This window comes from Leptolyngbya sp. FACHB-8, from assembly GCF_014695575.1.
Classification (GTDB): domain Bacteria; phylum Cyanobacteriota; class Cyanobacteriia; order Elainellales; family Elainellaceae; genus Vacuolonema.
This window is the reverse complement of sequence record NZ_JACJOO010000019.1, coordinates 124,441-149,455: the sequence shown is the minus strand read 5'-3', so window position 1 is coordinate 149,455 and position 25,015 is coordinate 124,441. Positions and strand designations below refer to the sequence as shown.

Here is a 25,015-nt window from a genome sequence, read left to right as displayed (position 1 = left end):
TTAAGGATTGGCTCGGGTGACCCACTATTTATCTGAAGAGGCAATCAGTTCTTCCGATCAGATCGCTTCAGCGGAACCTCTGACGCTGGCTCAAGATACTTCTAAACGGGTGGCAAAGCCATCAAAAGAAGAGATTCGTGCCAGTCTCCACGCCTCAACTCTGGATGGTGTTTATGCCACCATCTTTTCAAACATTACGGGTGGCGTGCTACTCAGTAACTTTCTGGTGGAGCTGAATGCTACTCCAACGGAGATTGGGATGCTGGCTTCTATCCCAATGGTGGCGAATCTGTTGCAACCGCTAGGGGCTCACTGGGCCGATCGCACCACCAGCCGACGCAATTATGGAACCTGGGTATACGGCGTTTCCCGTATCCTGTGGTTGCCGCTGGCCGTTGCTATCATCCTCTTCAGCTATCACCCGACCCATCCCCAACGGATGATTTGGTTAACCCTGGCCGTGTTGCTCATAACCCATGTGATGGGAGCGATGGGCAGTGCCTCCTGGCTGTCGTGGCTGGCTGCGTTAGTGCCCCGGCAGTTGCGGGGGCGGTACTTCGGCTTTCGCAATAGCACCTTCAGCCTGACCAACTTGATTGCCACGCCAATTCTGGGGGCGATCATTTCTGGATGGTTTGGGGGAAGTCTTCAGGGATTTGGGGTACTGGTTGTAGTAGGGGTGATCGCTGGGATGATCAGCCTGGCTTACCAACACCAAATGGCGGATGTAAACCCCCAGGCTCCCTTTCATGCCACATCACCGCCTATCCCCGAAGGGCCTGGTCATCCCATCTCTGTCTTAGAAGACGATGATGAGGACGAACCAGAATCGGCCCATCAAAGCCTGTTGAAAGATTCACGCTTTCTCGTCTTTCTGCTCTATTTCTGTGCCTGGGCCTTCAGTATTAACCTGTGTAATCCCTTCTTTAATGTTTATCTGTTGGACAACCTGGCGCTGAACTTGAATTGGGTCACCGTTTACAACGGCCTGTCCGCTGGGGCTAACCTGCTGATGTTCATTCTCTGGGGCAAGTTAGCGGATCGGATCGGCAACCGACCCATCCTGATTTTGGATGGGATTTTGGTGGCGATTATTCCGCTGCTTTGGCTGGGCACCGATACACGATCGCTCACCCTCTGGCTCTGGTTTCCCCTGTTGCACATGCTAGGTGGTGGGGCCGGAGCCGCACTCGACCTTTGTATGAACAATTTGCAGTTGGCGATCGCTCCCGTTCATCACCACACCAAATATTTCGCGATTACTGCCGCCCTCGGTGGCGTCAGTGGTGCTGCTGGGGTCACGGTTGGCGGCTGGTTCGCTGAATTTACCAGCATCGGCAGCATTCCTGCGCTGTTTGCCTTGTCGAGCGGGTTACGGCTAATTGCCCTGCTGCCGCTCCTCTGGGTTCAAGAACCACAGAGCCGATCGCTCCGCAAAACCCTACAGGGCATTGTTGCCGGGGCAACCTCAGAGGCGCATTAGGTTGGCGATCGCCTGTACCAGCACTTCAGGTTCAACGGGCTTGGCAATGTGCATCTGAAAACCGGCCTCTAGAGCTTGCTTATGGTCATGTTCGCTGGCGTAAGCGGTGAGGGCGATCGCCACAACTTTGCCCCCTTGCTCGGCTTTCAGAGAGCGAATTTGACGCATCAACATATAGCCATCAATATCGGGCATCCCGATATCACACACCAGCACATCGGGAAGCCTGACCTGGAGCTGTTTAATCGCCTCCAGCGCGGAGGTGGCAACAGTGACATCCGCTCCAGCTTGCTCCAAAATAAAGGCGACAATATCGCGAATATCCGCCTCATCATCCACCACGAGAATGCTCAAGGGGCTCAGATTTACAGGGCTACCACCCGTTGTACGGTTCTCTCGGCCTAAAACCGTGTGAGAAATGAGGGGCAGACGCACAGTGAAGGTAGCCCCTTTCCCCTCCCCGAGGCTTTCTGCCCAAACACGGCCGCCGTGTAGCTCGGTTAAATGGCGAACAATAGCCAATCCCAGTCCTAGGCCACCAAACTTACGGGTCGTAGTGCCATCCTCCTGACGGAAATATTCAAACACATAGGGCAAAAACTCGGGACGAATTCCTTTTCCCGTATCGCTGACCTGGATGTACGCGTAGCCATCTCGCTGCTCCAGTTGAATATGGACATGGCCCCCCGGAGATGTAAACTTAACCGCGTTGGAGAGCAAGTTCCATATAATCTGTTGAAGCCGTGCCGCATCTCCCAACACTTGAAATTTTGGGAGTTGAACAACTGAAGAGAGGTCCTGTTCTGGCCCATGGTGCTCCAGCACCGTCCACTGCACCTGAATGTTTTTGGCTTCCGCGGCGAGGCGCACCGTTTCAAGGGCAGAATCAACGGCCATCCCCAGGTTAACAGGAGCCTGGCTCAGCACTAACTTGCCCCGCAAGATGCGTGAGACATCCAGCAGATCTTCAATCAGTTGCGTTTGCAGTTTGGCATTGCGTTCAATGGTTTCCAGCGCGTGCTGCGTTTTCTGAGCGCTCAGGCTGCCAGATTGCAGCAACCTGGCCCAACCCAGGATGGGGTTGAGAGGCGATCGCAGCTCATGGGAAAGCACCGCTAAAAACTCATCCTTGATACGATTTGCAGTTTCGGCCTGTTCTCGGGCAGTTTTTTCCCGTTGCAACAGTTGCTCCCGTTCAGTTTCTGCTTGGCGACGATGGGTGATGTCTTGCACAACCCCAAACATCCCCAGTACCTGTCCGGTATTGTCATACGTGGCTCGGCCCTTCGCTGCAACCCAACAGGTCACTCCATCTGGGCGGATAACCTGATATTCAATGTCATAGTCGCTGTGGTCGGTGACCGCTTGCGCCACCTGCTGAGCAGCCCGTTCGCGATCGTCTTCATGCAGAAGTTGGAGGATTTGCGCCCAGGTCATGTGGGGGCCAGGGGGAATGCCAAAGATCCCGGCAGCTCGTTCTGAGAAAGTAACCATGTCCGTTGCTGCGTCCCAGCTCCAATCTCCCAGTTTCGCGGCGGCCAGGGCCAGGCTCAGTTGTTCGGCGCTATTCCGTAGGGCCTCTTCCACCTGCTTGCGATTGGTAATATCAATGTTGACCCCAATCAACCGTTCAGCACGGCCTTCGGCATTCCGCAGAACTCGCCCCTGCGAAGCCAACCAACGCAGGGTACCATCTCGATGAAAAACTCGAAACTCGTCATAGTAATCCTCCCCCTGCACCAGCACAGCGCTGACCTTCTGCAACGTGGGTTCTAGATCTTCGGGGTAGATAAATTTGATGAAGGTGTCTCGTGTGGGGGTAATGCTTTCCGGCTCCAACCCCAGTAGATTCCAGACGCCCTCCGACCAGGTACACTCATCGTTTAACAGGTTCCATTCCCAAGTGCCTACCTTGGCAGACTGTTGAGCCAATTGCAGCCACTGTTCGCTTTCCCGCAACGCCTCTTCCGTACGCTTGCGAGCGGTGATGTCAAACAATGCTCCTTCAATACTGAGCAGTTTGCCCTGCGGATCACAGCTCACTTTGCCCCGATCTTCTACCCAAATCACTCGTCCGTTATCAGGCCGAATCATCCGAAATTCTGACACATAGCTACCGCGCCGGGCGATCGCTGCCTCCACTCTGGCCTGATGCACCGACCGATCATCTGGATGGACCAAAGCCCAGCCATCCTGGCCCCTGCAGCACAGTTGCTCTGGCGATAATCCTAAAATTTCACAGGCCGTTTCTGAACGAACCATCTGATCTGTAGTAGCATTCCAGGTCCAGGCCGCCATTCGAGCAGCCGATACAGCCAGGCGTAGTCGCTCCTCACTAAGGCGCAAATCTTCCTCAGCCCGTTTGCGATCGGTCATATCGAAGACAACGCCAATGGAACGGATAGCCTCATCCTGCGCGTTATAAGTGAAGCTACCCAGCGCTGACAGCCAGAAGACCTGGCCATCCGGGTGCATGGCGCGATATTCGGCGCAATAGAACCGATGTTCCTGGCGCGATCGATGCCACTCCTCCATTACCCAGGCCCGATCATCGGGGTGAATGCGGTTGTACCATAGCTCCTCCGAAGCTTCCCCACAGGGATGAGGTTCGTAACCCAACATGGCGAAATACTGCTCAGACCAAATGGCTCGACCGGTGAGTAAATCAACATCCCAGGTACCCATTTGGGCCCCCTGCATAGCCAGTCTGAGGCGTTCCTCACTCTCACGCAGGGAGGCTTCAGCCTGTTTGCGCTGGGTAATGTCGAACGCGGCCCCAGAAAAGCTGACAGCATGCCGTTCAGCACCCTCTCCAGCAAACAAGGCCTGCCCTTTCGTAGAGAGCCAGTGTACCGTACCATCTGGCCAGATGATGCGATAGTTAATGTCGTAGGTGCCCGTCGATTGAGGGTCGAGGGCATTACCAAGAGCCATAACCACAGGCTCCCGGTCATCGGGATGAATTCGTTCGAGTACAGCCTCAAGTGGCAGAATTGCCGTTTCACTGGCTTCCCCCCAGATTTCACACATCCGAGTATCCAGGTTCACCTGTTGAGTAACAGGGTCATAGTGCCAGGTGCCCAAGCGCCCAACTTTAAGGGCAAGTTGAGCCTGCTCTTCGCTATGTCGTAAGGTTTCTTCTATGTGTTTGCGATCGCTAATATCGCTCACCAGGGCAAAGTATCCCTCCACAACCCCCTGACGATTGATGTGAGGAACATAATCCGCAAAGATATAACGCGTGCCACCGTCCTGATAGGGAACCTGCCCCTCATAGCGCACGCGTTCTCCTGAAAGTGCCCGCTTCATATAGGGCAAAACGGCCTGGTAGGCGGCTTCTCCCAACACCTCGCGAACATGTTTCCCCACAATGTGGCGGGTAGGTTGCCCAAACCAGGCTTCATAGGTTTGATTGCTAAAACGGTAGTAATGCTCTGTATCAACGTAGGCAACAAGAGCCGGAATCGCGTCGGTGATGAGTTGTAGCTGCTCCTCATGACGCTGAAGAGGTGCATCTATTGAAATTGCAGTGGACGTCTGTTGAATGGGTTGATAACAGGTCATCACCACTACCCCACCCACCTGACCATACTCATCCCAAATAGCACTACATGACCCGCTATAGCATTGCCAGTCTGCCTTTGGCACCTCAGGATCGTGGGCAACCTGCTCAAGGTTCCATGTTAGAGGTTGCCCTGATTTAAACACTGACTCAAGATTTAGAGACAGATTACCCCAGATCCCGCCCCCTTGAAAAGGCTGACCGAGTGGCAAGGCCTCATCACCCCAGAGAGCCTTGTAAGCGTCGTTGTAGAACAGGATGCGATCGCATCCCCATATCAGTACGGCGGGATTACAAGTATTCAGCACGATGGTCAGTGCTGTTGTGAGACTCATGGGCCAGGTCTCCAGCGGCCCCAAAGAAGTGCGTGACCAGGGATGCGAGCATAACCACACGCCCATAGCACTCCCATTCATCCACTTCGGAGCCATGCCCATGCTCGAATCCCCTTTCTATTACCTAGCACTCACCACGACTCAAATGCAAAGTGGTTTCACGAACCTGTTGTGTTGTCCAATGTCACTTTTAGGCCAACACAACAGACTTGCAAAAATGGGTGAAGTTGATGGGCTAAGAGCATCTTACGTTTGGATCAATTGGGGTAGTGCGATCGCATTGCAAAACCCTATAAAGACCCGTGCTTGAATACATAGACGTTGAACAGTTCTAAAATGAAACTGAGTTCATCAATAATTATTGTCGGTTGGTTGGGAAAGGGCCCGCTCTATCTTTAGATAGATATTAGAAGAGTCGTCAAATTTATACCGATTTAAACAAAACTCGCAACACTTAATGGCATTTGTATACGCATATCTTGCATCAAGGCTAACGCAAGCTCGCCATATTTAGAGCATTGATGTCGTGTGTGATATGCTCCGTACCCTACACAACATCAATCGTAAGGCCTGACTTTTCTAAAACCAAAACTCAAACGGCAAAAGGAACTTATGTTTAAAGGTGGCAGGTGCTTTGCACTTCCCACCTTCAAGGACATGTATCAGCCCTCAATTTATGCCTCTGGTTCTAAACGAATAATTCGCCCATTAGGCGCATCCGTGAGGACATAGATCAACCCATCCGGCCCTTGTTGTATCTCGCGCACCCGTTGCCCAATGGAAATGGATTCCTGGTTAATGACAGTTCCTGTATCATCCACCTCAATGCGACGAATATCCTGTGTTACCAGGCCCCCTGAGAACAGGTGGCCACGCCATTGAGGAAAGCGATCGCCCCGATATACCATCAACCCCGATGGCGCTTTCGATGGCGTCCATACCAATTTGGGGTCTACCATTCCTGGACGAGACTGTTCTGACGAAATCGTCCCACCCGAATATTCTCGACTAAAGGTTACCACGGGCCAACCATAGTTCTTGCCACCCTCAATCAGATTCAGCTCATCTCCACCTCGGGCACCATGCTCTGTGGCCCAAACCTGGTTGGTTTCTGGATCTAAAGCCAGTCCTTGAATATTACGATGCCCATAACTCCACACCACCAGGTCTGCATTGGCTGTATTGACAAAGGGATTATCGGCCGGTGCCGAACCGTCATCGTTGAGCCGCACAATTTTTCCCAAACGCACGTCTAAATTCTGAGCTTGATGGCGAATCAATTCCCCGTCCAAACTGACGGGAGGGTTACCACCATCCCCAATGGATACCAACAGCGTTCCATCCGGCAACCAGGCCATGCGCGACCCAAAATGCTGACCATCCTCTTTGGCGCGATCGACCTCAAAAATAACCGTCCAGTCGCTTAAGGCTTGACCATCGAACCGCGCACGGGCAACCCGGGTATGGTTCGCATTGCGGCTCCCATGGGCGTAGGTAAAATAAACCCACTGATTCTCCGCAAACTGGGGATGAACGGCCACATCGAGCAGCCCCCCCTGTTTTACGGCCAACACCTCAGGAACCCCTGGAACAGGCGTCGGCTCTAAAACTCCATTGCGAATCACTCGCAATCGGCCAGGTCGCTCTGTCACCAACATCGTGCCATCGGGAAGCCAATCAATGCCCCAGGGATGCTCCAAATTCTCAAACAGAGTGACTTGACGAGCGCGCGCAGGAGCCTGGGCAACCGCTGCTTCAGGAGCAACCGAAGCACTGGGCACTGCCGCCGGAGAAGCTTTCTCAGGGGATGCCGTATCGAGCGGTAGCGAAGTCGATGTTGCGCAACCAGCAAGGAGCAGCAGCGCAAGAAATCGCCCTGTAGAAGCTATGGCAGAAAGTCGAATCATATCGGTTCTAAATAGGGGTGCGATCGCTAAACGAACTCGTAGCCACTACGCCCTATTCTATCGCTATATCCATCACGCCGGGTTCGCTCTGAAATGAGAATCATACGAACTCCATGTTCTTTACTGGGATACCCGCTAAGCGGGCATTTCGCAAAAAGAAAACCAGTAACAGATACTTTTTCACTTATTTCATTAGTTCGGACAGTTTTTCTGAAACCCTTGATTTTGCGTGCGCGAAGCGCACGCAAAATCAAGGGTTTCAGAAAAACTGTCCAGAGTATTGTTATTTGGTAGTTCAATACGAAAATCAAGTCGTTTATTAATACCAGAACTTACAAATTCTTGTGCAGTCTGCAAAGCACAGTGCGCATAACAAAGATATATCCAATATTAGGTTTTAAATTTTTGCGATCGCTTATCACTGTAACTCCTCCGCTTCTTTCAATTTGAGGAGATATTGAATAAACCTCCTACGTGAATTTTTGCGCGGCAAATTCCCACAACAATTCACGCCCTCAAAAACCAATTCATGCAGGAGGTCTAATGTAAAGTTCTGAATCCAGCTAAGGAGATTTCCAGATAAGAACTTCCCCATTATTTGGAAAAAAGGCGCGGCTTCGCCGCGCCTTTTTTCCAAATAATGGGGATATTGTTTCCCAGAAATCTCCTAAAAAGGTAATTTTCTGTGCACGAAGTATCAGAACATTACCTTTGCAGGCTCTGATTTGATAATGAAAGTTAGAACTGGAGAATAATGGGAATGCTTGAGGAGAAAGCACATCACCTTGAGTAACTAATGAGACGTCTCCTTCATTTAGATACTCAGCCATATTTCTTCACGAAATCCTTGGCTGGTCAGCGGCAGCTTGACGTGATTACTCCCACGAGAGCTACAGCACGGGCGTTAGAAGTCAGCCCAAAATCACTACAGGAGCTGGCCAGAGAACTTCTTAAAGAAAAAAGGATACAGATTGTATCTCCGCTAAAAGCTCAAAAAGCACTGCGAGAGGCCATTCGTCAGGTCGTTCCAGTTCGCGATCTGGATGGAACTGTACGCACATGGATGTCGGCGGTTCAAGCTCTGTTGCGCGCATCATCCTCATTACCCACAGGGTTAGCCGGATTTTCAGAGCGCGCTACACAATTACTTCAGGTAACGCAAGCCTATCAGGCTATTCTGCACCAAGAGCAGCTCGTTGATGCCTGTGAAGTATTGTGGCGAGCTATCGAGCAACAACCTGAGCGGCGATCGTTCCTCATCTACGGCTACTTCCAACCCCGTGCTGATGAACTGGCGTTGATTGAGGCGATCGCAGGGGAAAATAGCATTTTCTGCCTACCCGTTACTGACCATAATCTGTTCAGTGCTCAGCAAGCCACTCTCACCCAGTTGCAGGGCTGGGGGTGGCAAATGGATGGAGAACCGGCAAGGGCGATCGCCACCCCTGGGTCCTGGTTAGCCCAGCAGTTTTTAAGCCCTACATCAGAACCTCCCCCTGAGCATCTCTCGATTACAGCCCACGCTTACCCCAACCAGGACGCTGAAGCCCGAGGAGTTCTTGCCCAAGTCAAACATTTGCTCAACACCGGAGTGCCAGCCCGCGAAATTGCAGTCATTGCCCGTGACGAAGCTGCCTATGGCCCTCTACTTCTGGATATTGCCTGGGAATATGGCATTCCCCTCCGAGCCCTGTACTCTATCCCCCTCTCCGCCAGCCGTGTCGGAGCCTGGTTAACCCTGCTGTTGGACGTTATTGAACAAAAATTTCCCTTCGAATTAACAGCTCGACTCCTGAGCCATCCCCTCAGCATCAGCGCAGGAGCCGATTTTTGGGCAACCGTGCGACAGCAGCGTCCCACTCGATTTGAGGGATGGCAAGCAGCGGTGCAAGAGCTCATCGGTCTGGATTTGTCTCCCCTGAAAATGCCCACCAGTGCTCGGCGAGATACCTGGGTTGATAAGCTGACAACTATCTTCAAAACCTTCAAGCTTCGGCGTCGGGCTGCTCGATGGGCACGGGAAAGCCTGGCTTTTAGCAGCCTGGAGACGGGATTAGTAGAACTTTCTCAACCTGAGCAAGAGATTTTAAGCTGGCAGGACTTTGCAAATGAACTACGGGCCAGCCTTGCCATCCTGGGCACGCCAGCTCAACCGGGGCGGGGCGGTGTCGAGCTGCACACTCCAGTTTCCATCATCGGTACACAGTATCGCTACCTGTTTGTCATTGATGCCGTAGAAGGTAGACTTCCCGCGCTCGTTCAGGACGATCGCGTACTGGATTTTTACGAACGCAAGCAATTACAGATGCAAGGCATCAAACTTCCAAGTGCGGCTGAAACCGCTCGGCGTGAGGCGTTTGAATTTTATGCACTACTGCATACAGTCACAGAGCAGTTCACACTATCGTACTCCGTCTTGAATGGAGAACCTTCAGCCTATCTCAAGCAGTTAGGATTGAAAGCTAAACCTGTTGAAGAACAGGCGATCGCCAGCCCTGAAGAAGCCCGTCGAATCTATTTACGTCAATCAGAGTTATGCGAAAAAGATGCTGTGTTGGAAGGGGCGATCGCCTCTTTCCAGATCGAACAACATCGGGAAAGTGCAGCCCCTCAGAATGAGTACGATGGCATTGTGGGAATACCTTTTGACTATAGCGAGTATTGGTTTAGTGCATCTCAATTAACCCAGTTAGGCCAATGTCCCTTCAAGTGGTTTCTCAGCCGTGTGCTGAAACTGGCAGAACTAGAGGAAGTTGATGAAGACGTTACCCCTGTTTCTCGGGGAAATTTGTACCATAAAGTTCTTGAATTAGCGCTAAAGGCGTACCAGGCCGATTCAACTCTGGATATTACTGATGAACAACGGTTACACGATTGGTTTGTAGACGCAGAAAGCCAACTCAACTTCCCAGTGCTACCCGCCTGGGAAAGCCGCCGCAAAGAGCACATTCGTGTGCTGCGTCGAGCCATGCAACAGCCTGATTTTCGGCTGCCCGAAGCAGAAGTGCTCCAACTGGAAGACCGCTTTGAGGGTGAATGGCACGGTTTCAAAATTCGCGGCTATGTTGATCGCATCGATCGCACCGACCAAGGGCTGGTCTTGATGGATTACAAAACCCGTTCCAGCCCTCCAGCAGGGGTGAAAGATGCAACCGGAAAAGCCAAAATTGATTTGCAACTTCCACTTTATGAGGCTGTTGCAGCTCCGTTCTTCTACCCGGATACAGCGGTACATCGGACGTCCTACTATTCCTTAACCGCTGGGAAAGATATTTCACCGAAAACATCGACAAATGACCAGTTGCAAGAGGTTGCCGATCGCCTCAAAACCCATCTGACTACAGGTCACTATCCAGTTGAACCCGATGTCGATCGCAAAGCCTGTGCCTACTGCGCCTATGACAGTGTGTGCCGCCAGGGAGAACGCCTCAATCGCAAGGGAGAAGATCAATGAGCCTCACAACCGAACAGCAACAAGCCGCCTATGCTCCCAGTAGCGTCAGTGTCACTGCCGGAGCCGGAACCGGAAAAACCCATATGCTGGCAGAGCGGTATCTGCACCATCTGAAATCCGGCTTCTCTCCCCTGGAAATTGTGGCCGTCACCTTTACGGAGAAAGCAGCGGCTGAGTTGCGATCGCGCATCCGTCAAACCGTCGCCACTCAGGTTCCAGACCAATTTGACTGGTTGGCCGAGCTGGAAGCCGCTCAAATCAGCACCTTCCATTCTCTGGCAGCCCGCATCTGCCGCGAGCATCCCGAAGCCGCCAACGTTCCCTCTGACTTTGGGCTCCTCGACACCCTGGAAGGCACTCTTTGGCAAGCAGAACAGTTGGCGATCGCCATTGACCAACTTCCCACTGAGTTTTATGAGCAGGTTCCCTACTCGCTGATGCAAGCAGTAATGGGCACTTTTCTCAATGATCCCCTCAATGCCGAAGCGGCATTGCAGCGCGAGCAAAAAGATTGGTTACCCGTTTTAGAACAACTGCGACAGAAAGCCGCTCATGATCTGCTGAACCACCCGGTGTGGCAAGAAGCCCGGTATCTGCTTGGCTCTTGTGCAGGCCAACCTGGAGATAGAACGGAAAACATGCGGCAGACCGCTGTTGAGGCGATCGCCCAAGCTGAACAAGGTGACGATTTACAGGCTGCACTGTTATCGATCGCAGGACTCAATTTTGTAGGAGGTAGCGCAAGAAATTGGAGTAGTAGAGAGCTTTGGGAAGAGGTAAAAGCCTCTGCGAAAGCTTTACGAGATCTCGTTAGGGAGGTTCTTAAAGCAGGACTGATTACACTTCAGGTTACAGAGCTAGACACGCAGGTTGAGGCAATGCTGCCCACCCTGCGATCAGCTTTTGAACAAGTGCGATCGCATCTTCGTGAAGCCAAACGGCAACGGCGCATCCTCGACTTCAATGATTTGGAAGTGCATGCGTTGGAAGCACTTAGCCATAAAAGCGTACGCAACTATTACGCTAAGCGTTGGCGTGCATTCCTAATTGATGAATTTCAGGACACCAATCCGATTCAGGGTAAATTTCTGGAATTGCTAACTCAAGATGCTGTTCTCACGCTGGTAGGCGATGAGAAGCAATCCATCTATGGGTTCCGCCGTGCTGATGTACAGGTGTTTCAAGATTGGCGCGATCGCCTTCACCGTTCCGGCGGCCAGATTGTTGCGTTGACCCAGAGTTTTCGTACCCATACCCAGTTAATTCAAAATATTAATACCGTCTTCTCACCTGTACTCGGTGCATTACATCAAGACCTGCATTCCGAACGCATTCCTCCCCACTCCGCGCCTCACCTGCAAGTGTACGCGGTCACCCCTGACGGTGATCCCAAACCCGCTATTGATCAGACTCGTGTGATAGAAGCTCAGCACATTGCAGATGTGATTGAGAAATTGCTCAATGACAAGGTCGAGATTTGGGACAAGCCGACGCGATCGCACCGCCCCATCCAACCAGGAGATATTGCTGTCTTGGCGCGCACCTGGGAACCTTTAGGGCTGTATGGGCAAACCATCGAACATCGAGGTATTCCCATTGTGCAGGCCGGAGGTGGGAACTTACTGGAGACCCGCGAGGCAAAAGATGCCTTTGCTCTACTGCAATTTCTCGCTGACCCCAGAGACGATTTATCCCTGGTAGCGGTGCTGCGCAGTCCCTTCTTCGCCGTGAGCGATCGCACCCTCGGTACCCTCAGCCAGTTACCGGATGCCAAGTCCTGGTGGCAACGACTGAAGCAAAGTGATGAACCGGCCATCGTTCAAATTTTTGAGGTTCTCACCCAAATCTTGCGCGAACGAGACGCAGAACCACCAACCCGGTTGTTGCAATTGGCCGATCGCCTGACGGGCTATACCGCTGTGATTGCCAACTTGTCGGGGGGCGATCGCCGGATGGCCGACTGGCGCGGTTTCCTGGAGGTCGTTCGACAGCTCGAACAGGGTATGGCCGATGTACTCGTTGTCGTACGTCGCCTCAAGCGCCTGGTACGCCACGAGGTTTCCGTTCCTCGCCCAGCGCTGGCCGCAGGGAATGCCGTTTCCTTGATGACCATTCATGCTGCCAAAGGGCTGGAATGGTCAGTAGTCATCGTGCCAGATCTGACACGCCAGCGGGCGATCGATTCACCCAAAGTTCGCTTCGATCCAGATTTGGGGGTGTCTCTAAAATTAGAGGATGAGGCAGGCGACAAACACAAATCAGCCCTCTACATCCTGTTAGAGCAGCAGCAAAAACAACGCGAACAGGCCGAGGCCAAACGGCTGCTCTATGTGGCCCTCACCCGTGCGCGCGATCGCCTTATTCTCACCGCCGCAGAACCGAGTGGCAATGGCTTAAGCCTATTACGGCCGGGTTTAGAAGGACATTATCCCATCCAACCTATCCCCTTCGACCCCACGCGCGTAGCTCCTCTTCCGCCCATCCTCCCGCAGCTTCCTACACGTCCTACCCGCTCACTGCTAAGCCCCATTCGTTCCAACGGCATGGAACTTCCGGTGACAGCACTCACCATCTACGCCCGTTGCCCTAAACAATTCCGCTTAAAATTCATCGATGGTCATCCCGGTTTTCAAACAGGCACGTCAAACCATGGTGCAGAAATTGGTCTCCTGACTCACATCGCCCTGGAACGCAAAATTACGGCTCTGGAGGAGCTGAAACCTTTCAATCCCACATTGCCGTCAGAATGCGTACAGGATGCGCTGAAGCTAGCTGAGCAGTTTTGGCGATCGCCCACATTCGCATCAGTTCGCCAGGGCACCTGGGAATGCACTCTGCAATTAAAACAAGATTCTTTGATCCTTAACGGCTCAGCGGATCTGCTCGGAGACACCTTTGTCCTCGACATCAAAACCGACCAGGAGATGCATCCACAGGAACACCGCTTTCAACTCTGGGCTTACGCGGCTGCAACTCAAAAAACAACGGCCCATATTGCCTATCTGCGTCACGATACCCTGCACACTTTCAATGCATCCGATTTGCAGAGTATTGATCAAGAGGCGGAGGAGTTGATGGGGGCGATCGCTCAAGGCCATTACGGTCCTAACCCGTCACCGAAATCCTGTGCATACTGTGCCTATTCAGAAATCTGTGAAGATGCTATCTTACCGACAAATATGAAGTGAAACATGATCGTTTAAGCAGCTCTCACACAGAAACGAACAGTACTTAACTCCAAAAAGCACTATCTAAAATAGATTTTGCATAAGGCAACTTTCGAAATAACAATGAAGTAATCCACAGCTTTAAATATGAAAAGAAAATGAATCAAAAGTGAATTAAAAATGAAAAACTGCTTATTAAAGCCCATATATTTCAACAGGTTTAAAGCTTGCTAACTAATAGGCTTTGCTATAAGATGACTATGTCTTGAAGGGGAGTAGCTGCTGGCTCAATAGCCAGTCGCCCAAGTCAACATACTGGCAATAGCCTGGTTTGGGTAGCAAGATTGTTCTTTGCTTAAGCTCTGTAGATTGAGTTAAGCATCCAAGCTTGAAAGCGAGACCTTCACTGAGTTCACATCTGCATGTGAGCTTGGTGAAGTGCTTGTACGCTGACCCAGCTCACTCAGATGTTCTGCTGTCGATTCTGAGGAGTTCACTACCATGCTAACCGCTTTTACCGCAGGTTTGTTACTGATTACAATTTCAGAACTGGGCGATAAAACATTCTTTATCGCTGTCATTTTGTCCATGCGGTATCCACGCCCTTTAGTGTTGGCTGGTGTGATTGGAGCATTAGCTGCAATGACACTTCTATCTGTAGCGATCGGGCAGGTTATTGCATTTCTCCCCAAGATTTACACTCACTACGCGGCAGTAGGATTATTTCTATTTTTTGGTGTCAAGTTGCTCTATGAAGCCAGCCGCATGAGTGCCTTTGCAACTGATGAGGTCGTCGAAGAAGCCAAGGATGCAATTGAGGTGAGTGAGAAGAACCTCAAAGGACACAGAAATAGTTGGGCCGTTTTATTTGAAAGCTTCATCCTGACATTTTTAGCAGAATGGGGCGATCGCACACAAATTGCAACGGTGACTCTCTCCGCTGCTAATAACGTAGTAGGCATTACCTTAGGTGCTATCCTGGGGCACGCTATTTGTGCAGTCATTGCCGTATTAGGTGGCAGTTTAATCGCCGGAAGAATTTCAGAACGTGCCGTTACTTCAATCGGTGGCTTCCTGTTCTTGGTATTTGCCATGGTAGCAATGTTGGAAGGGGTTTAAATAGCTTTAAAGTTAGTTTTTTGTAGATAAGACCAATCAAAACTTAAGCCTTTCTACGCTACTACACCCATACGAAATATCAGTTATTTCATGGAACGTAAATCTGCTCGCTTCTACACCTTTCTCTCCATTGGAGCGGCATTACTAACAATTGCCCTCAAAGCCGGATCCTATTTTCTCACCGGTTCAGTCGGGTTACTTTCAGATGCCGCTGAATCGATTGTCAATTTAGTAGCGGCCATTATTGCAACCTGGGCAGTCACCTATGCTGCAAAGCCACCGGATGAGCAGCATGCCTTCGGCCACTATAAAGCAGAATATTTTTCCAGTGGAGTGGAAGGAGCCTTGATTTTAGTGGCTGCCGTCAGTATTGCGATCGCCGCTTGGGGACGTTTATTTCATCCTCAACCAATCGAGCAATTGGGACTTGGATTAGGGCTATCCCTGGTTGCAACTGTTATTAATGGAGCACTAGCCCTGGCCATGTTGCGTGCAAGTAAACGGCTGCGCTCCATTACATTACGGGCCGATGCGCATCATCTTATGACTGATGTCTGGACATCAATAGGAGTTGTGCTGGGATTAATTTTGGTGCCTATTACCCACTGGCTCATTCTTGACCCAATTATCGCGTTTATTGTAGCGGTCAATATTGTCTGGACAGGTATCAAGTTATTACGTGAAACAGGGTTAGGGTTATTAGATACAGCCATGCCTGAATCAGATAAGCGAATCGTGACCGATATTTTGGCCACATACGATTCTCAAATCATTCAGTTCCATGCTCTCCGCAGTCGGGTTGCAGGGGCACGGCGGTTTGTCTCCTTACATGTTTTAGTACCGGGAGCCTGGACGGTCAAACAAGGTCATGATCTCTGTGAGGAGATTGAACTGGCGATTGAGCAGGCGCTTCCCGGCACCTATGTTTTTACTCACCTTGAGCCTCTAGAAGACCCGCTCTCCTGGCAGGATCAGCACTTAGAGCGAGAATACCCATAAAGCCCAAAAGCGAGATGGGACCAAGGCTTCCATCTCGCTTTTGGGGAAGTTACAGCGCTCTTTAAACGCTTAAAATCCAGTTGTTTTGGTGAGAGCCACGCTTCGCGTGGCTCTCACCAAAACAACTGTGGCTGATCCAAGCGAAAAGCGCTGTATAAACTCAACTCGGGATAACCAAGTGCCCATTCTGGTGTGCGCTCTGCCCCGCAAAAATCCCTTAACGTCAGTTCGGGATAAGCCGAACCGCCCATTATTGCGTGCGCGTTGCGCACGCAATAATGGGCTTTTTCAAGTGCCGCGCGAAGCGCGGCACTTGAAAAAGCCCTTAACCCAAACTGAGGTTCCCTTAGCCTGAACTCAGGTTTTATAGAGCCAGTCGAAAAAGCGATCGCAACCGAATCCCTAAGCCTGTCCCCAACAGCGCAAAGGTAATCCATAACCAACCATGCAAACTGGTAGAGGCAATACCACTGAAGTAAGCTCCGACATTGCAGCCAAACGCCAATCTTGCCCCGTAGCCCATCATCAAACCACCCACTAAAGCAGCCGCGATCGCAGTTTTAGTGGGTGGCTGTTTAACGGCTAATTGACCTGCAAGGGCAGCCGCAAGAGCTGCGCCCAAGACAATGCCAAAGTTCATCACAGATGTAATATCAGCAAAGACACTTTCGCTGAGAGTCTTCGCGCCTACTCCCTGGTTCCAAAACTCACTGGTTGCCGGATTCCAGCCCAATCTCTGGGCAACTTTAGCGGCCCATAGGGTAAACCCCCAGGTCACACCCCAGGGACGGCCCGCCAGCAGCAACGTTAAGCCATTCAAAATCGCGAGGGCGATCGCCCCAAATACAAGTGACCAAGGGCCATACAGGAATCGTTTCCACAGGGAGAGGTTAGACACAAAATGAGATGATGCAGAGGGTTGATTCCATCGCTGTAGCAGGAGGGCGATCGCCCCCAGCACAGCGAGTTGCAAGACCACTCCTAACCACCCCCAGGTTTGCACGAGGGAAATTGCCTCTAGCTTCGGCAAACCTTCCCAGAGCGAACCCGTTAGACTGGCCCAGAAAGAACCAACACCAAACGTGAGCAGCGTCAGTAACATCATGCTGCTGCCTCCGCCAATGGTATAGAGCGTCCCGCAGGCACAACCACTGCCAAGTTGCATTCCCACACCGAATAGAAATGCTCCTATCGCCCCCTGCAACGCTACAGGTGCAACCGCTCCTCGCACATCCTGCCCAAATGCACTTTCGGTTAGCAGGAACGGGGCAAAAATGAGGGTGGCGACCGCCAGCATCAGAATTTGCGCCAAAACCCCCTTCACTTCCCGGTAAACAAACAACTTTCGGTAAGCGGAAGCAAAGCCGAAGCTGGCGTGATAAAGGCTCAAGCCGAAAAGCCCACCGATTAAGAATAAGACGCTTTGCTTCCATCCACCGTAGGGGCTGACAACGATCGCTCCCAACACGAATAACCCCAGCAATACAGCAATAATCAGGGTTTGTGGACGAGGTGAGGTTTTTGGATAGTGGGTCAGGGAGAGATCAGGTGCGTTGCTCATAACTGCGACCAAGAAAACTTAGGATTCGTGTATTGAATAACCTGTCATTCTTTTTGTGGGAGAGGCTTTGCGGCCTTTCTCACAAAAGAATGACAGGTTGTTTAATTTGTGTTCCTTAGGAGCGACGGGGAGAAGGAGAAGGAGAAGGAACGGGTGACGGCGCAGGGGAAGAACCAGACGTTGGTGTACGGTCTTCCTCAGGTTCAGTGGGAGTGCAGCCAATGATTAAATTCAAGCCCGTCGCTGTGTTCTGGGCAATGTAGGAGAATACAGCGACGCCAACTGAGGTTGTAGCGATCGCTCCGCCGAGTAAAAAAAGGACAAATCGCATAATAGTTCTACAGAATTACCAGCTATCTATTGCCATAAGGACTTAAGATGCGCTCCAAAATGGAGCTCTTGAGCTTCGCCATCTCGGGATTACCAATAGAACGAGGACGGGGCAACTGAACGGAAACATCCAAATCGACGCGACCTTCGTGAATGACAACGACGCGATCGGCCAGGGCGATCGCCTCCTCCACATCATGAGTTACCAGTAACGCCGTAAACTGCTGTTCCTGCCAAATCTGTTCAATCAGTCGTTGCATATCCAGACGGGTTAGGGCATCGAGAGCCCCCAAAGGTTCATCTAGAAGCAGCAGGCGCGGCAGACTGACGAGGGCACGAGCTAGGGCAACCCGTTGTTGCTGACCACCGGAAAGAATTGTCGTCCAATCGTGGGCTCGGGCTCCTAACCCCACTTGATGTAAGGCCCAATGAGCTTGAGGACGCACCTTTTCAGCCAGCCCTAGAGATACATTCTGGTATACCGTGCGCCAGGGGAGGAGGCGGGCATCCTGGAACATGACACGGGCAATAGGATTGAGCCCCTGTAAGGGCGTATTCTCAATCAGAATCTCGCCCTGAGTAGGAGATTCCAGTCCCGCTAAAAGACGGAGCAGCGTACTTTTGCCGCAACCACTGCGACCGACGATTGCCACAAATTCCCCGGGGGCGATTGTCAGGTTCAAATCCTTCAGTACCGAGACTTGCCCAAAGGATTTACTCACGTTTGAGATATGAATATGGGCACCATTCTGGCCAGGATTTTCAAAGCGATGCGGGGGGGTTTTCTGAAGCAGTGTCATAGGAATATCTCTGGTAGGTAAACGGGTAAATAGAAGGGCTAGCGTTTGAGTTGGCTGGGGTGCCAGGGAAGCCACCAATGTTCGAGCGATCGCACAATGCTATCGGCCAATTTGCCCAACAGGGCATACAGCAAAATACTCAATACGACGACATCGGTTTGCATAAACTCGCGAGCATTCATCGCCATGTAACCGATACCAGAATTCGCAGCGATGGTTTCCGCCACAATCAACGTTAACCACATCACACCAAGTGCGTAACGGACACCAACTAAAACACTAGGAAGCGCACCTGGAAGAATAATTTGCCAAAACAACTTGATACGGTTTAGCCCATAGACTCTCCCCATTTCCAACAATTTTGGATCAACGGAACGAATTCCATGAAAGGTATTAATATAAACCGGGAAAAAGACACCCAGAATAACGAGAAATATCCGAGCTTGATCACCAATGCCAAACCACAAAATAACCAGTGGGATCAGGGCAAGGTGAGGAATATTGCGGATCATCTGTAGAGAACTGTCTAGCAACCGTTCTGCCAGAGAAGATGCCCCATTGAGAACGCCCAGAAATAGCCCAATACTGCCTCCAATCAGGAATCCAACACTCGCTCGCCAGAGGCTAATACCCAAGTGTTTGAGCAGTTCACCGCTGAGAAAAAGTTTTACCCCAGCCTGAAAAATATCTGTAGGAGCCGGAAGAATGCGTGTGGCAATGACTCCCATTTGGGCTAGCAGTTGCCAAAGTACAACCAGCCCCACAGGTACTAACCAGGGTAGAAGCTGATAAATCAGTGGTAGGAATGAATTCGGGGTTGAAGCAGGACGTTTCGAGGCTACGGCTTGCATAAACAGTTCACCTTTCCGTTGAGAACGCGTTATTGGAGACGGGTATAGGACTCTAGACCGGGAGTTTCAGGGCAGACAGTTTGGCTAACATCGAGTTGCCGGGGAATAGCTTGTTGGGCATACATCCAGTCGGCACGTTCTTGTAGACCTTTCAACACATCGCGGTTAAGGGCATGAACAGTTTCTACCTGTTTACGGGTACCCAGTTGGGCAACAACAGGTTCCGCTAGTTCCACAGATTTACCAAAGGCTTCTGCCGCTTCCTTAGGATGACTGGAAGCCCATTCCGCTTCTTTCACAATTTGATCCAGCACAGCCTGAACAGCCGCTGTTTTTTGTGCCAGAGCATCCTTATGAACGACGTAAATCCCGTAGTGAGAGGCCGCTTCTCCGGATACGATGGGGCGGAGCTGGTGCTGAACTTCGGCAATGGATACATTCGGCTCCCACACAGACCAGGCATCTACATGGCCCTGAGTTACGGCAGGTAATGCATCGGTTGGGCTGAGATAGACACGCTCCACTTTTTCTTTGGGAATATTGGCCTCCGCTAGCGATCGCAGCAACAGATGCTCACCCCATCCACCCCGGTTTACGGCAACTTTTTTACCAACGAGATCCTGCGGCGATTGAATTGGAGAATCTGCCGTCACTAGAATGGCCTCGGCCTCAGGCAGAGGCGCTTGGTAGGCCAGTATGCAAATCGGTGCTCCACCTACCAATCCTGAAATGCCGGGAATGTCACCCCCTGCACTGATATCGGCGGAGTTTGCATTCAACGCTTCGATAACAGGAGCGAAGGCAGGAAATGGCCCAACCCATTCTACTTTGATATTTTGTTTGGCAAGTTCCTGTTCTAAAACACCCCGTTGACGAATGATGGGTAGTAATCCCCAACGTACATAACCAATGCGAATGGTTTGTGCTTCAGTATTCGCTGGAGCATTTGCAGTAGTGTTCTCAGCAGATGTTTGAGATTGAGAAGCTTCAGTCGTCGGCGTAGTGCATCCCGTAAATGCCAACCCTACCATCAGACATCCAACGATGGTTCCAAAAAACGAACAACGAGAAAGCTTAAAGTTCCGGGTCATACCTGAACCTCTTCTAATACAGGTGAGAAATTGAGTTGTAGATGATCTCGCAGAGTTGTGCCGTTATAGTCCTGCCTAAACAAGCCGCGACGCTGAAGTTCGGGCACAACTCCCTGCACGAAGTCTGTAAAGGCTCCGGGCAGGTAAGCGGGAGAAATCATGAAGCCATCACAGGCTCCGTTCTGGAAAAACACTTCAAGCTGATCCGCAATCTGGCTAGGAGTCCCCACCAGTTGTGGCAACAGAACGCTGGAACCATATCGCTGACCAATCTCCGCCAGCGTTGCACCATCTTCACTAAGCTTTTGCACCAGCTCCCAAATGCCGCGCATTCCCTGAACCTCAAATGATTCCAGAGGTTTATCCAAGGGATGTTGGGAGAAGTCATAATTCAAATGATTGGAGAGGGTTGAAAGGCCCACCAGAGGATTGACCAGCTCATTATGCTGCTGTTGTTTTTCGTGGGCGATCGCCTCCGTCTCCCCCACAAAGGGCATCACACCCAGGAGGATTTTGCAGCGGTCGGGCGATCGCCCCTGAGCCGCTACCCGCGACTTTAAATCGCGATAATGTTGTTGGGCCAGAGCCAAGGTGGGCTGAATCGCGAACACCACCTCTGCCCAGCGTGCGGCGAACTCTCGCCCCCGTCCCGAGGCTCCGGCCTGAATAATCACAGGACGGCCCTGGGGGCTACTGGGAACATTCAGCGGCCCCCGAGACTGAAACCATTCCCCCTTATGGTTGATGTAGTGAACTTTGCTGGGGTCAGCCAGAATACCCCGCTCCTGATCCAGAATCAGGGCATCTGATTGCCAGCTATCCCATAACTGGCTGACCACATCTAAAAATTCATCAGCCCGGTCATAGCGCTGGTCGTGCTCCAGGTGATCGGCCACACCGAAGTTTTTGGCCTCCCCATCGTTTACAGATGTCACCACGTTCCAGGCCACGCGACCGTGGGTGAGGTGATCGAGGGTGGCGAAGGAACGCGCGGTGGAATAGGGATGGGCGTAGGTGGTCGAACTGGTTGCCCCCAGGCCTAGATGGCGGGTTACGGGGGCGATCGCCCCCAATAACAGCACCGGATCTAACCGCACTGCATCTTGATCACCATAGCGAATGCCTACCTCAAAACTGTGGCCATAGCTTTCTGAAACGGCCAGGCGATCGGCAAAAAACAACAGGTCAAATTTGCCCTGCTCCAGAATTTGCGCGATCTGATGGTAGTACTCTGGCTGCAAAAATCCCAACTCTGTGTCGGGATGCCGCCAAAGAGCATGACTATGGGCCACAGGCCCAGCAATCATAAATGCAGCGAGGTGGATTTGACGCATCGGATGCAACACCTCATGTATAAAAGTCGGGAGTGGGAAGTTCGTCATTCAGCGCCCAGTTTCCTACCACACGGATCTTGTAATCCACTGGGTCGTGCAAGGTAAATGTGCGAAGGTTTCGCCAATAGCGATCGAATCCATAGTTCGACGATGTGGCCCGGGTACCCATGACATCGAAGATTTTGCTGGTTATATCAATCCCAATTTTTGTCACAAATGCTTTCGCAGTGGCGATCGCCACCGCACATTCACCCCGTTCCTGGGCCGTCAACGCATACTGTTTTTCCCAGGCTGCTTGCACCAGGGAGGTAGCGCGATCGGTGAGGAGAGTAGCAGCTTCCAGGGCGATCGCCATCTCTCCATAATGCTGGAGGATGTAGGGGTCTTCTGTCGCAGATTCCACCTCAGATCCTGGCCAGGCCCGCGTTTGGGTTTTGGTATATCCTTTTGCAGCCTGAAATGCGCCCTGAGCAATTCCCAGGTAAATATTGGCAAAGGTAATCTGCGTCAGACAAGAACGGAACGTCCGAAATACAGTGCTCTCCGGTGGTGGCGACAGGATTTCATCGGCATCAACCCAAACGTTGGTGAAGCGAATGCTGCCACTATCCGTCTGTCGCTGCCCCATATTGTTCCAGTCACCCAGAACTTCCACACCTTCCCGCGTTGTCGGCACGATCGCAATACGGAAACCTTCCACACCTTCCTGCACCGTGCTGAGGGGGATGATATCGGAGTCTACAGAGCCCGAGCAGAAACTCTTAGTGCCATTAATCCGATATCCATTACCGTCAGGGGTCAGGATGACGCGCCGATCTAAAGGATTGAAACCGTTGCACCAGAACCAGTTATTTTTTGCACTTTGAGTGTAATAGCGAACCGCTTGTTCTTCATTCCCGAACACGTGGGGTGCGACAACGCCCAGGTGTTGATAGGAGAAGAGATGGGCGATCGAACTATCCACCTGGGCAAAGCGCCGGGTAATGTTTAGGGCCGTTTCCCAGGAGGCTCCCAATCCGCCATATTCTTGAGGGATGACGAGATTCAGGAGTTTGCTTTGGCGGAGGCGATCGCGCTCATGTTGGGCCGTGCCTCCCTGGCGATCGCGCTCTATCGCAGTCGCAGCAAATTCCTGAATCAACTCATCGGCTACGCGATAGTAGTCTTGAGTTGTCTGGTTAAGGTCTGGTGTGGTTAAGGTAGGCATGGAGAGGATTTGAAAAACGATAGAAATAGGAGAGCACTCTAGCTCTCTTTTGTCTCCCTCAAAACATAAATCTTATGAACGGTTGTTTTGGGGATGGCAGGGTTGTTATGGTTGGAGGTTTAGCTTGGGAGCACATCGTCCCCCAAGCCCCCATCCCTCTTAAACAGCAGTGAGTGAGGGTTTAGATTCTTCCTGTACAAGTTGGACAAACTCGTTGAGAGCCGTTTGGAAGCGGGTTTCTAACTCTTTATCCAAAAACTCAACGCCATTGGTGTCACGACGTTGGTATTGAGAGTCAACAAGATAAACACCTGTGTGAATATAACGAGCTCCTAGAGCGGAGAACAGGGGTTTAAAGGCGTAGTCGATCGCCAACAGGTGAGCCAGGGTACCGCCTGTCACAATAGGCAGAACAGGCTTCCCAACTAATCCTTTTTGGGGCAACAAATCGAGGAAAGTTTTGAGAATACCAGGATAGGCTGCTTTGTAAACAGGTGCGGAGATAATTACAGCATCCGCTTCTTCAACCTTTGCGGCTGCCTGGACGATGTCTGGATTATCGAACTTTGCATAGATTAGAGCATCAGGAGGTAGATCGCGAATGGATAGAATTTCTAAGCTGATATCAGATGCCTGGATCAATTTCTGAGCTTCCTCGATCAATGCATAGGAACGGGAAGGATGAGAGGGGCTACCTGAAATGGCGATGATTTTAGCCATGGCTACGAATCTCCAAAATGAACGAATAATGCACTTGTGAATTTGTCTTTGAGACAAGCTTTGAAAGAGACTTATAGAATTAAGGGTTTAATTTCCATAAGTCCTCTTGCTCTACGTTTGGGAGGGGCGATCGTGCATACATAAGTTACTGATACGAGCGATCGCCTTCGAACCCACACCCCCGGCCCCTCTCCCAAGAGAGGGGAGATCGAGCATAAAAGCCTTTTTTAACAACCAATAAGCTCCTCTGCTCTGGTTCCCCCTCTCTTGGGAGAGGGGGCTAGGGGGTGTGGGTTTGCCTTTGCTCATTTGAGGAGCTCCTAAACAGCCAGGGTTTGCAAATGCGACAGGTCTAAGGTTTCTAGCAAACGCTCTTTCCAACGCTGCAACTCAGCGTCGGTACGGCGGCGAGGACGGGGTAAGTCAATCTCAAACGTGTCGTGAATGTGACCTGGATTGGATCGCATGACGATAATGCGATCGCTCATTACTAACGCTTCCTCAATGTCATGGGTGACGAGGATAAGAGTGGGGCGATCGTAATGCCAGATATCCAGCACATGATCTTGTAAGCGGGTGCGCGTAAAGGCATCCAGAGCACTGAAAGGCTCGTCGAGTAGGAGGATTTCTGGGTTGGTGACGAGGGCGCGGGCGATCGCCACCCGTTGAGCCATTCCTCCCGAAAGTTGCCGGGGTAACGCTTCGCTAAACCGGGTTAATCCGACTTGCTCCAGAAGCGCTTCTACCCGTTCCTTGTAGAGAGGTAGTTTCCGTTTCTCCAAGCCAAACTGAATGTTGTCGCGCACCGTCAACCAGGGCATTAGCCGGGGTTCTTGAAAAATTAGTCCCACTTTTGGATGGGGACCGTTGATCGCTTCGCCATCCAACATTACCTGGCCTAGGGTAGGTTGCTCCAGCCCTGCAATAATCCGCAGCAACGTACTTTTGCCACATCCGCTGGTACCCACCAGACTCACGATCTCGCCAGGGTAAACCGTCAGATTAACGGATTCTAGAGCGGTGAAACCGTTAGGGAATTGTTTCGTGGTGTTTTGGATGTGGAGCATGGGTGACAGAGGTGCAAAGGAGGCAAAA

Annotated in this window: 16 protein-coding genes; 5 read left to right on the top strand and 11 right to left on the bottom strand. The window is 51.4% G+C overall.

Annotated elements, in window-relative coordinates; genetic code table 11:
• Positions 1-16 precede the first annotated feature (16 nt).
• Complete coding sequence (locus H6F91_RS05010) at positions 17-1,483, top strand: MFS transporter (RefSeq protein ID WP_190771804.1); 1,467 nt, start codon at positions 17-19, stop codon at positions 1,481-1,483.
• Here H6F91_RS05010 and H6F91_RS05005 read toward each other — a convergent pair.
• Together H6F91_RS05005 and H6F91_RS05000 are read right to left on the bottom strand one after the other, a co-directional pair.
• On the bottom strand, positions 1,469-5,380 hold the full coding sequence (locus H6F91_RS05005) for a PAS domain-containing protein (RefSeq protein ID WP_190771803.1): 3,912 nt from the start codon (positions 5,378-5,380) through the stop codon (positions 1,469-1,471). The genes H6F91_RS05010 and H6F91_RS05005 overlap by 15 nt on opposite strands.
• A gap of 674 nt (positions 5,381-6,054) precedes the next feature.
• Positions 6,055-7,287, bottom strand: a complete 1,233-nt coding sequence (locus H6F91_RS05000; RefSeq protein WP_190771802.1) for a PQQ-dependent sugar dehydrogenase — start codon at positions 7,285-7,287, stop codon at positions 6,055-6,057.
• A 796-nt stretch (positions 7,288-8,083) separates the two neighbouring features.
• On the opposite strand from H6F91_RS05000, the gene H6F91_RS04995 reads away from it, so the two are divergent.
• The 4 genes from H6F91_RS04995 to H6F91_RS04980 all read left to right on the top strand — a co-directional run bounded on the left by H6F91_RS04995 (position 8,084) and on the right by H6F91_RS04980 (position 16,026).
• A complete protein-coding gene (locus H6F91_RS04995) occupies positions 8,084-10,741 on the top strand; it encodes a PD-(D/E)XK nuclease family protein (RefSeq protein WP_190775447.1) in 2,658 nt (885 codons plus the stop codon).
• The gene (locus tag H6F91_RS04990; RefSeq protein ID WP_190775448.1) at positions 10,738-13,929 is read left to right on the top strand and encodes a UvrD-helicase domain-containing protein; all 3,192 of its coding nucleotides are present in this window, start codon (positions 10,738-10,740) and stop codon (positions 13,927-13,929) included. The genes H6F91_RS04995 and H6F91_RS04990 overlap by 4 nt, the downstream gene beginning before the upstream one ends.
• Before the next feature lie 480 nt (positions 13,930-14,409).
• Complete coding sequence (locus H6F91_RS04985) at positions 14,410-15,027, top strand: TMEM165/GDT1 family protein (protein ID WP_190775449.1); 618 nt, start codon at positions 14,410-14,412, stop codon at positions 15,025-15,027.
• A gap of 90 nt (positions 15,028-15,117) precedes the next feature.
• Positions 15,118-16,026, top strand: a complete 909-nt coding sequence (locus H6F91_RS04980; RefSeq protein WP_190775450.1) for a cation diffusion facilitator family transporter — start codon at positions 15,118-15,120, stop codon at positions 16,024-16,026.
• Positions 16,027-16,390: 364 nt separating this feature from the next.
• Here the strand turns inward: H6F91_RS04980 and H6F91_RS04975 are convergent, their stop codons facing one another.
• From H6F91_RS04975 to H6F91_RS04935, 9 genes are all read right to left on the bottom strand, one after another.
• A complete protein-coding gene (locus tag H6F91_RS04975; protein WP_190775451.1) occupies positions 16,391-17,587 on the bottom strand; it encodes a YeeE/YedE family protein in 1,197 nt (398 codons plus the stop codon).
• A 115-nt stretch (positions 17,588-17,702) separates the two neighbouring features.
• Positions 17,703-17,918, bottom strand: a complete 216-nt coding sequence (locus tag H6F91_RS04970) for a hypothetical protein (RefSeq protein ID WP_190775452.1) — start codon at positions 17,916-17,918, stop codon at positions 17,703-17,705.
• Positions 17,919-17,940: 22 nt separating this feature from the next.
• Positions 17,941-18,717 carry an ATP-binding cassette domain-containing protein gene (locus H6F91_RS04965; RefSeq protein ID WP_190775453.1) on the bottom strand — a complete coding sequence of 259 codons (777 nt, stop codon included), beginning with the start codon at positions 18,715-18,717 and terminating at the stop codon, positions 17,941-17,943.
• Between the two features lie 38 nt (positions 18,718-18,755).
• Positions 18,756-19,568: an aliphatic sulfonate ABC transporter permease SsuC gene (gene ssuC / locus H6F91_RS04960; protein ID WP_190775454.1), complete on the bottom strand. Its 813-nt coding sequence runs from the start codon at positions 19,566-19,568 to the stop codon at positions 18,756-18,758.
• Positions 19,569-19,597: 29 nt separating this feature from the next.
• Positions 19,598-20,659 (bottom strand): aliphatic sulfonate ABC transporter substrate-binding protein, encoded by a 1,062-nt coding sequence (locus H6F91_RS04955; RefSeq protein ID WP_190775455.1) that lies wholly within the window; start codon positions 20,657-20,659, stop codon positions 19,598-19,600.
• Complete coding sequence (locus H6F91_RS04950) at positions 20,656-22,041, bottom strand: LLM class flavin-dependent oxidoreductase (RefSeq protein ID WP_199307640.1); 1,386 nt, start codon at positions 22,039-22,041, stop codon at positions 20,656-20,658. Before H6F91_RS04950 ends, H6F91_RS04955 begins: the two co-directional genes overlap by 4 nt.
• Positions 22,007-23,200, bottom strand: coding sequence for an acyl-CoA dehydrogenase family protein (locus H6F91_RS04945; protein WP_190775456.1), 1,194 nt, complete (start codon positions 23,198-23,200; stop codon positions 22,007-22,009). The genes H6F91_RS04950 and H6F91_RS04945 overlap by 35 nt, the downstream gene beginning before the upstream one ends.
• Before the next feature lie 159 nt (positions 23,201-23,359).
• The gene (gene ssuE / locus H6F91_RS04940; RefSeq protein ID WP_190775457.1) at positions 23,360-23,920 is read right to left on the bottom strand and encodes an NADPH-dependent FMN reductase; all 561 of its coding nucleotides are present in this window, start codon (positions 23,918-23,920) and stop codon (positions 23,360-23,362) included.
• Between the two features lie 320 nt (positions 23,921-24,240).
• Positions 24,241-24,987, bottom strand: coding sequence for an ABC transporter ATP-binding protein (locus tag H6F91_RS04935; protein WP_190775458.1), 747 nt, complete (start codon positions 24,985-24,987; stop codon positions 24,241-24,243).
• Positions 24,988-25,015 lie beyond the last annotated feature (28 nt).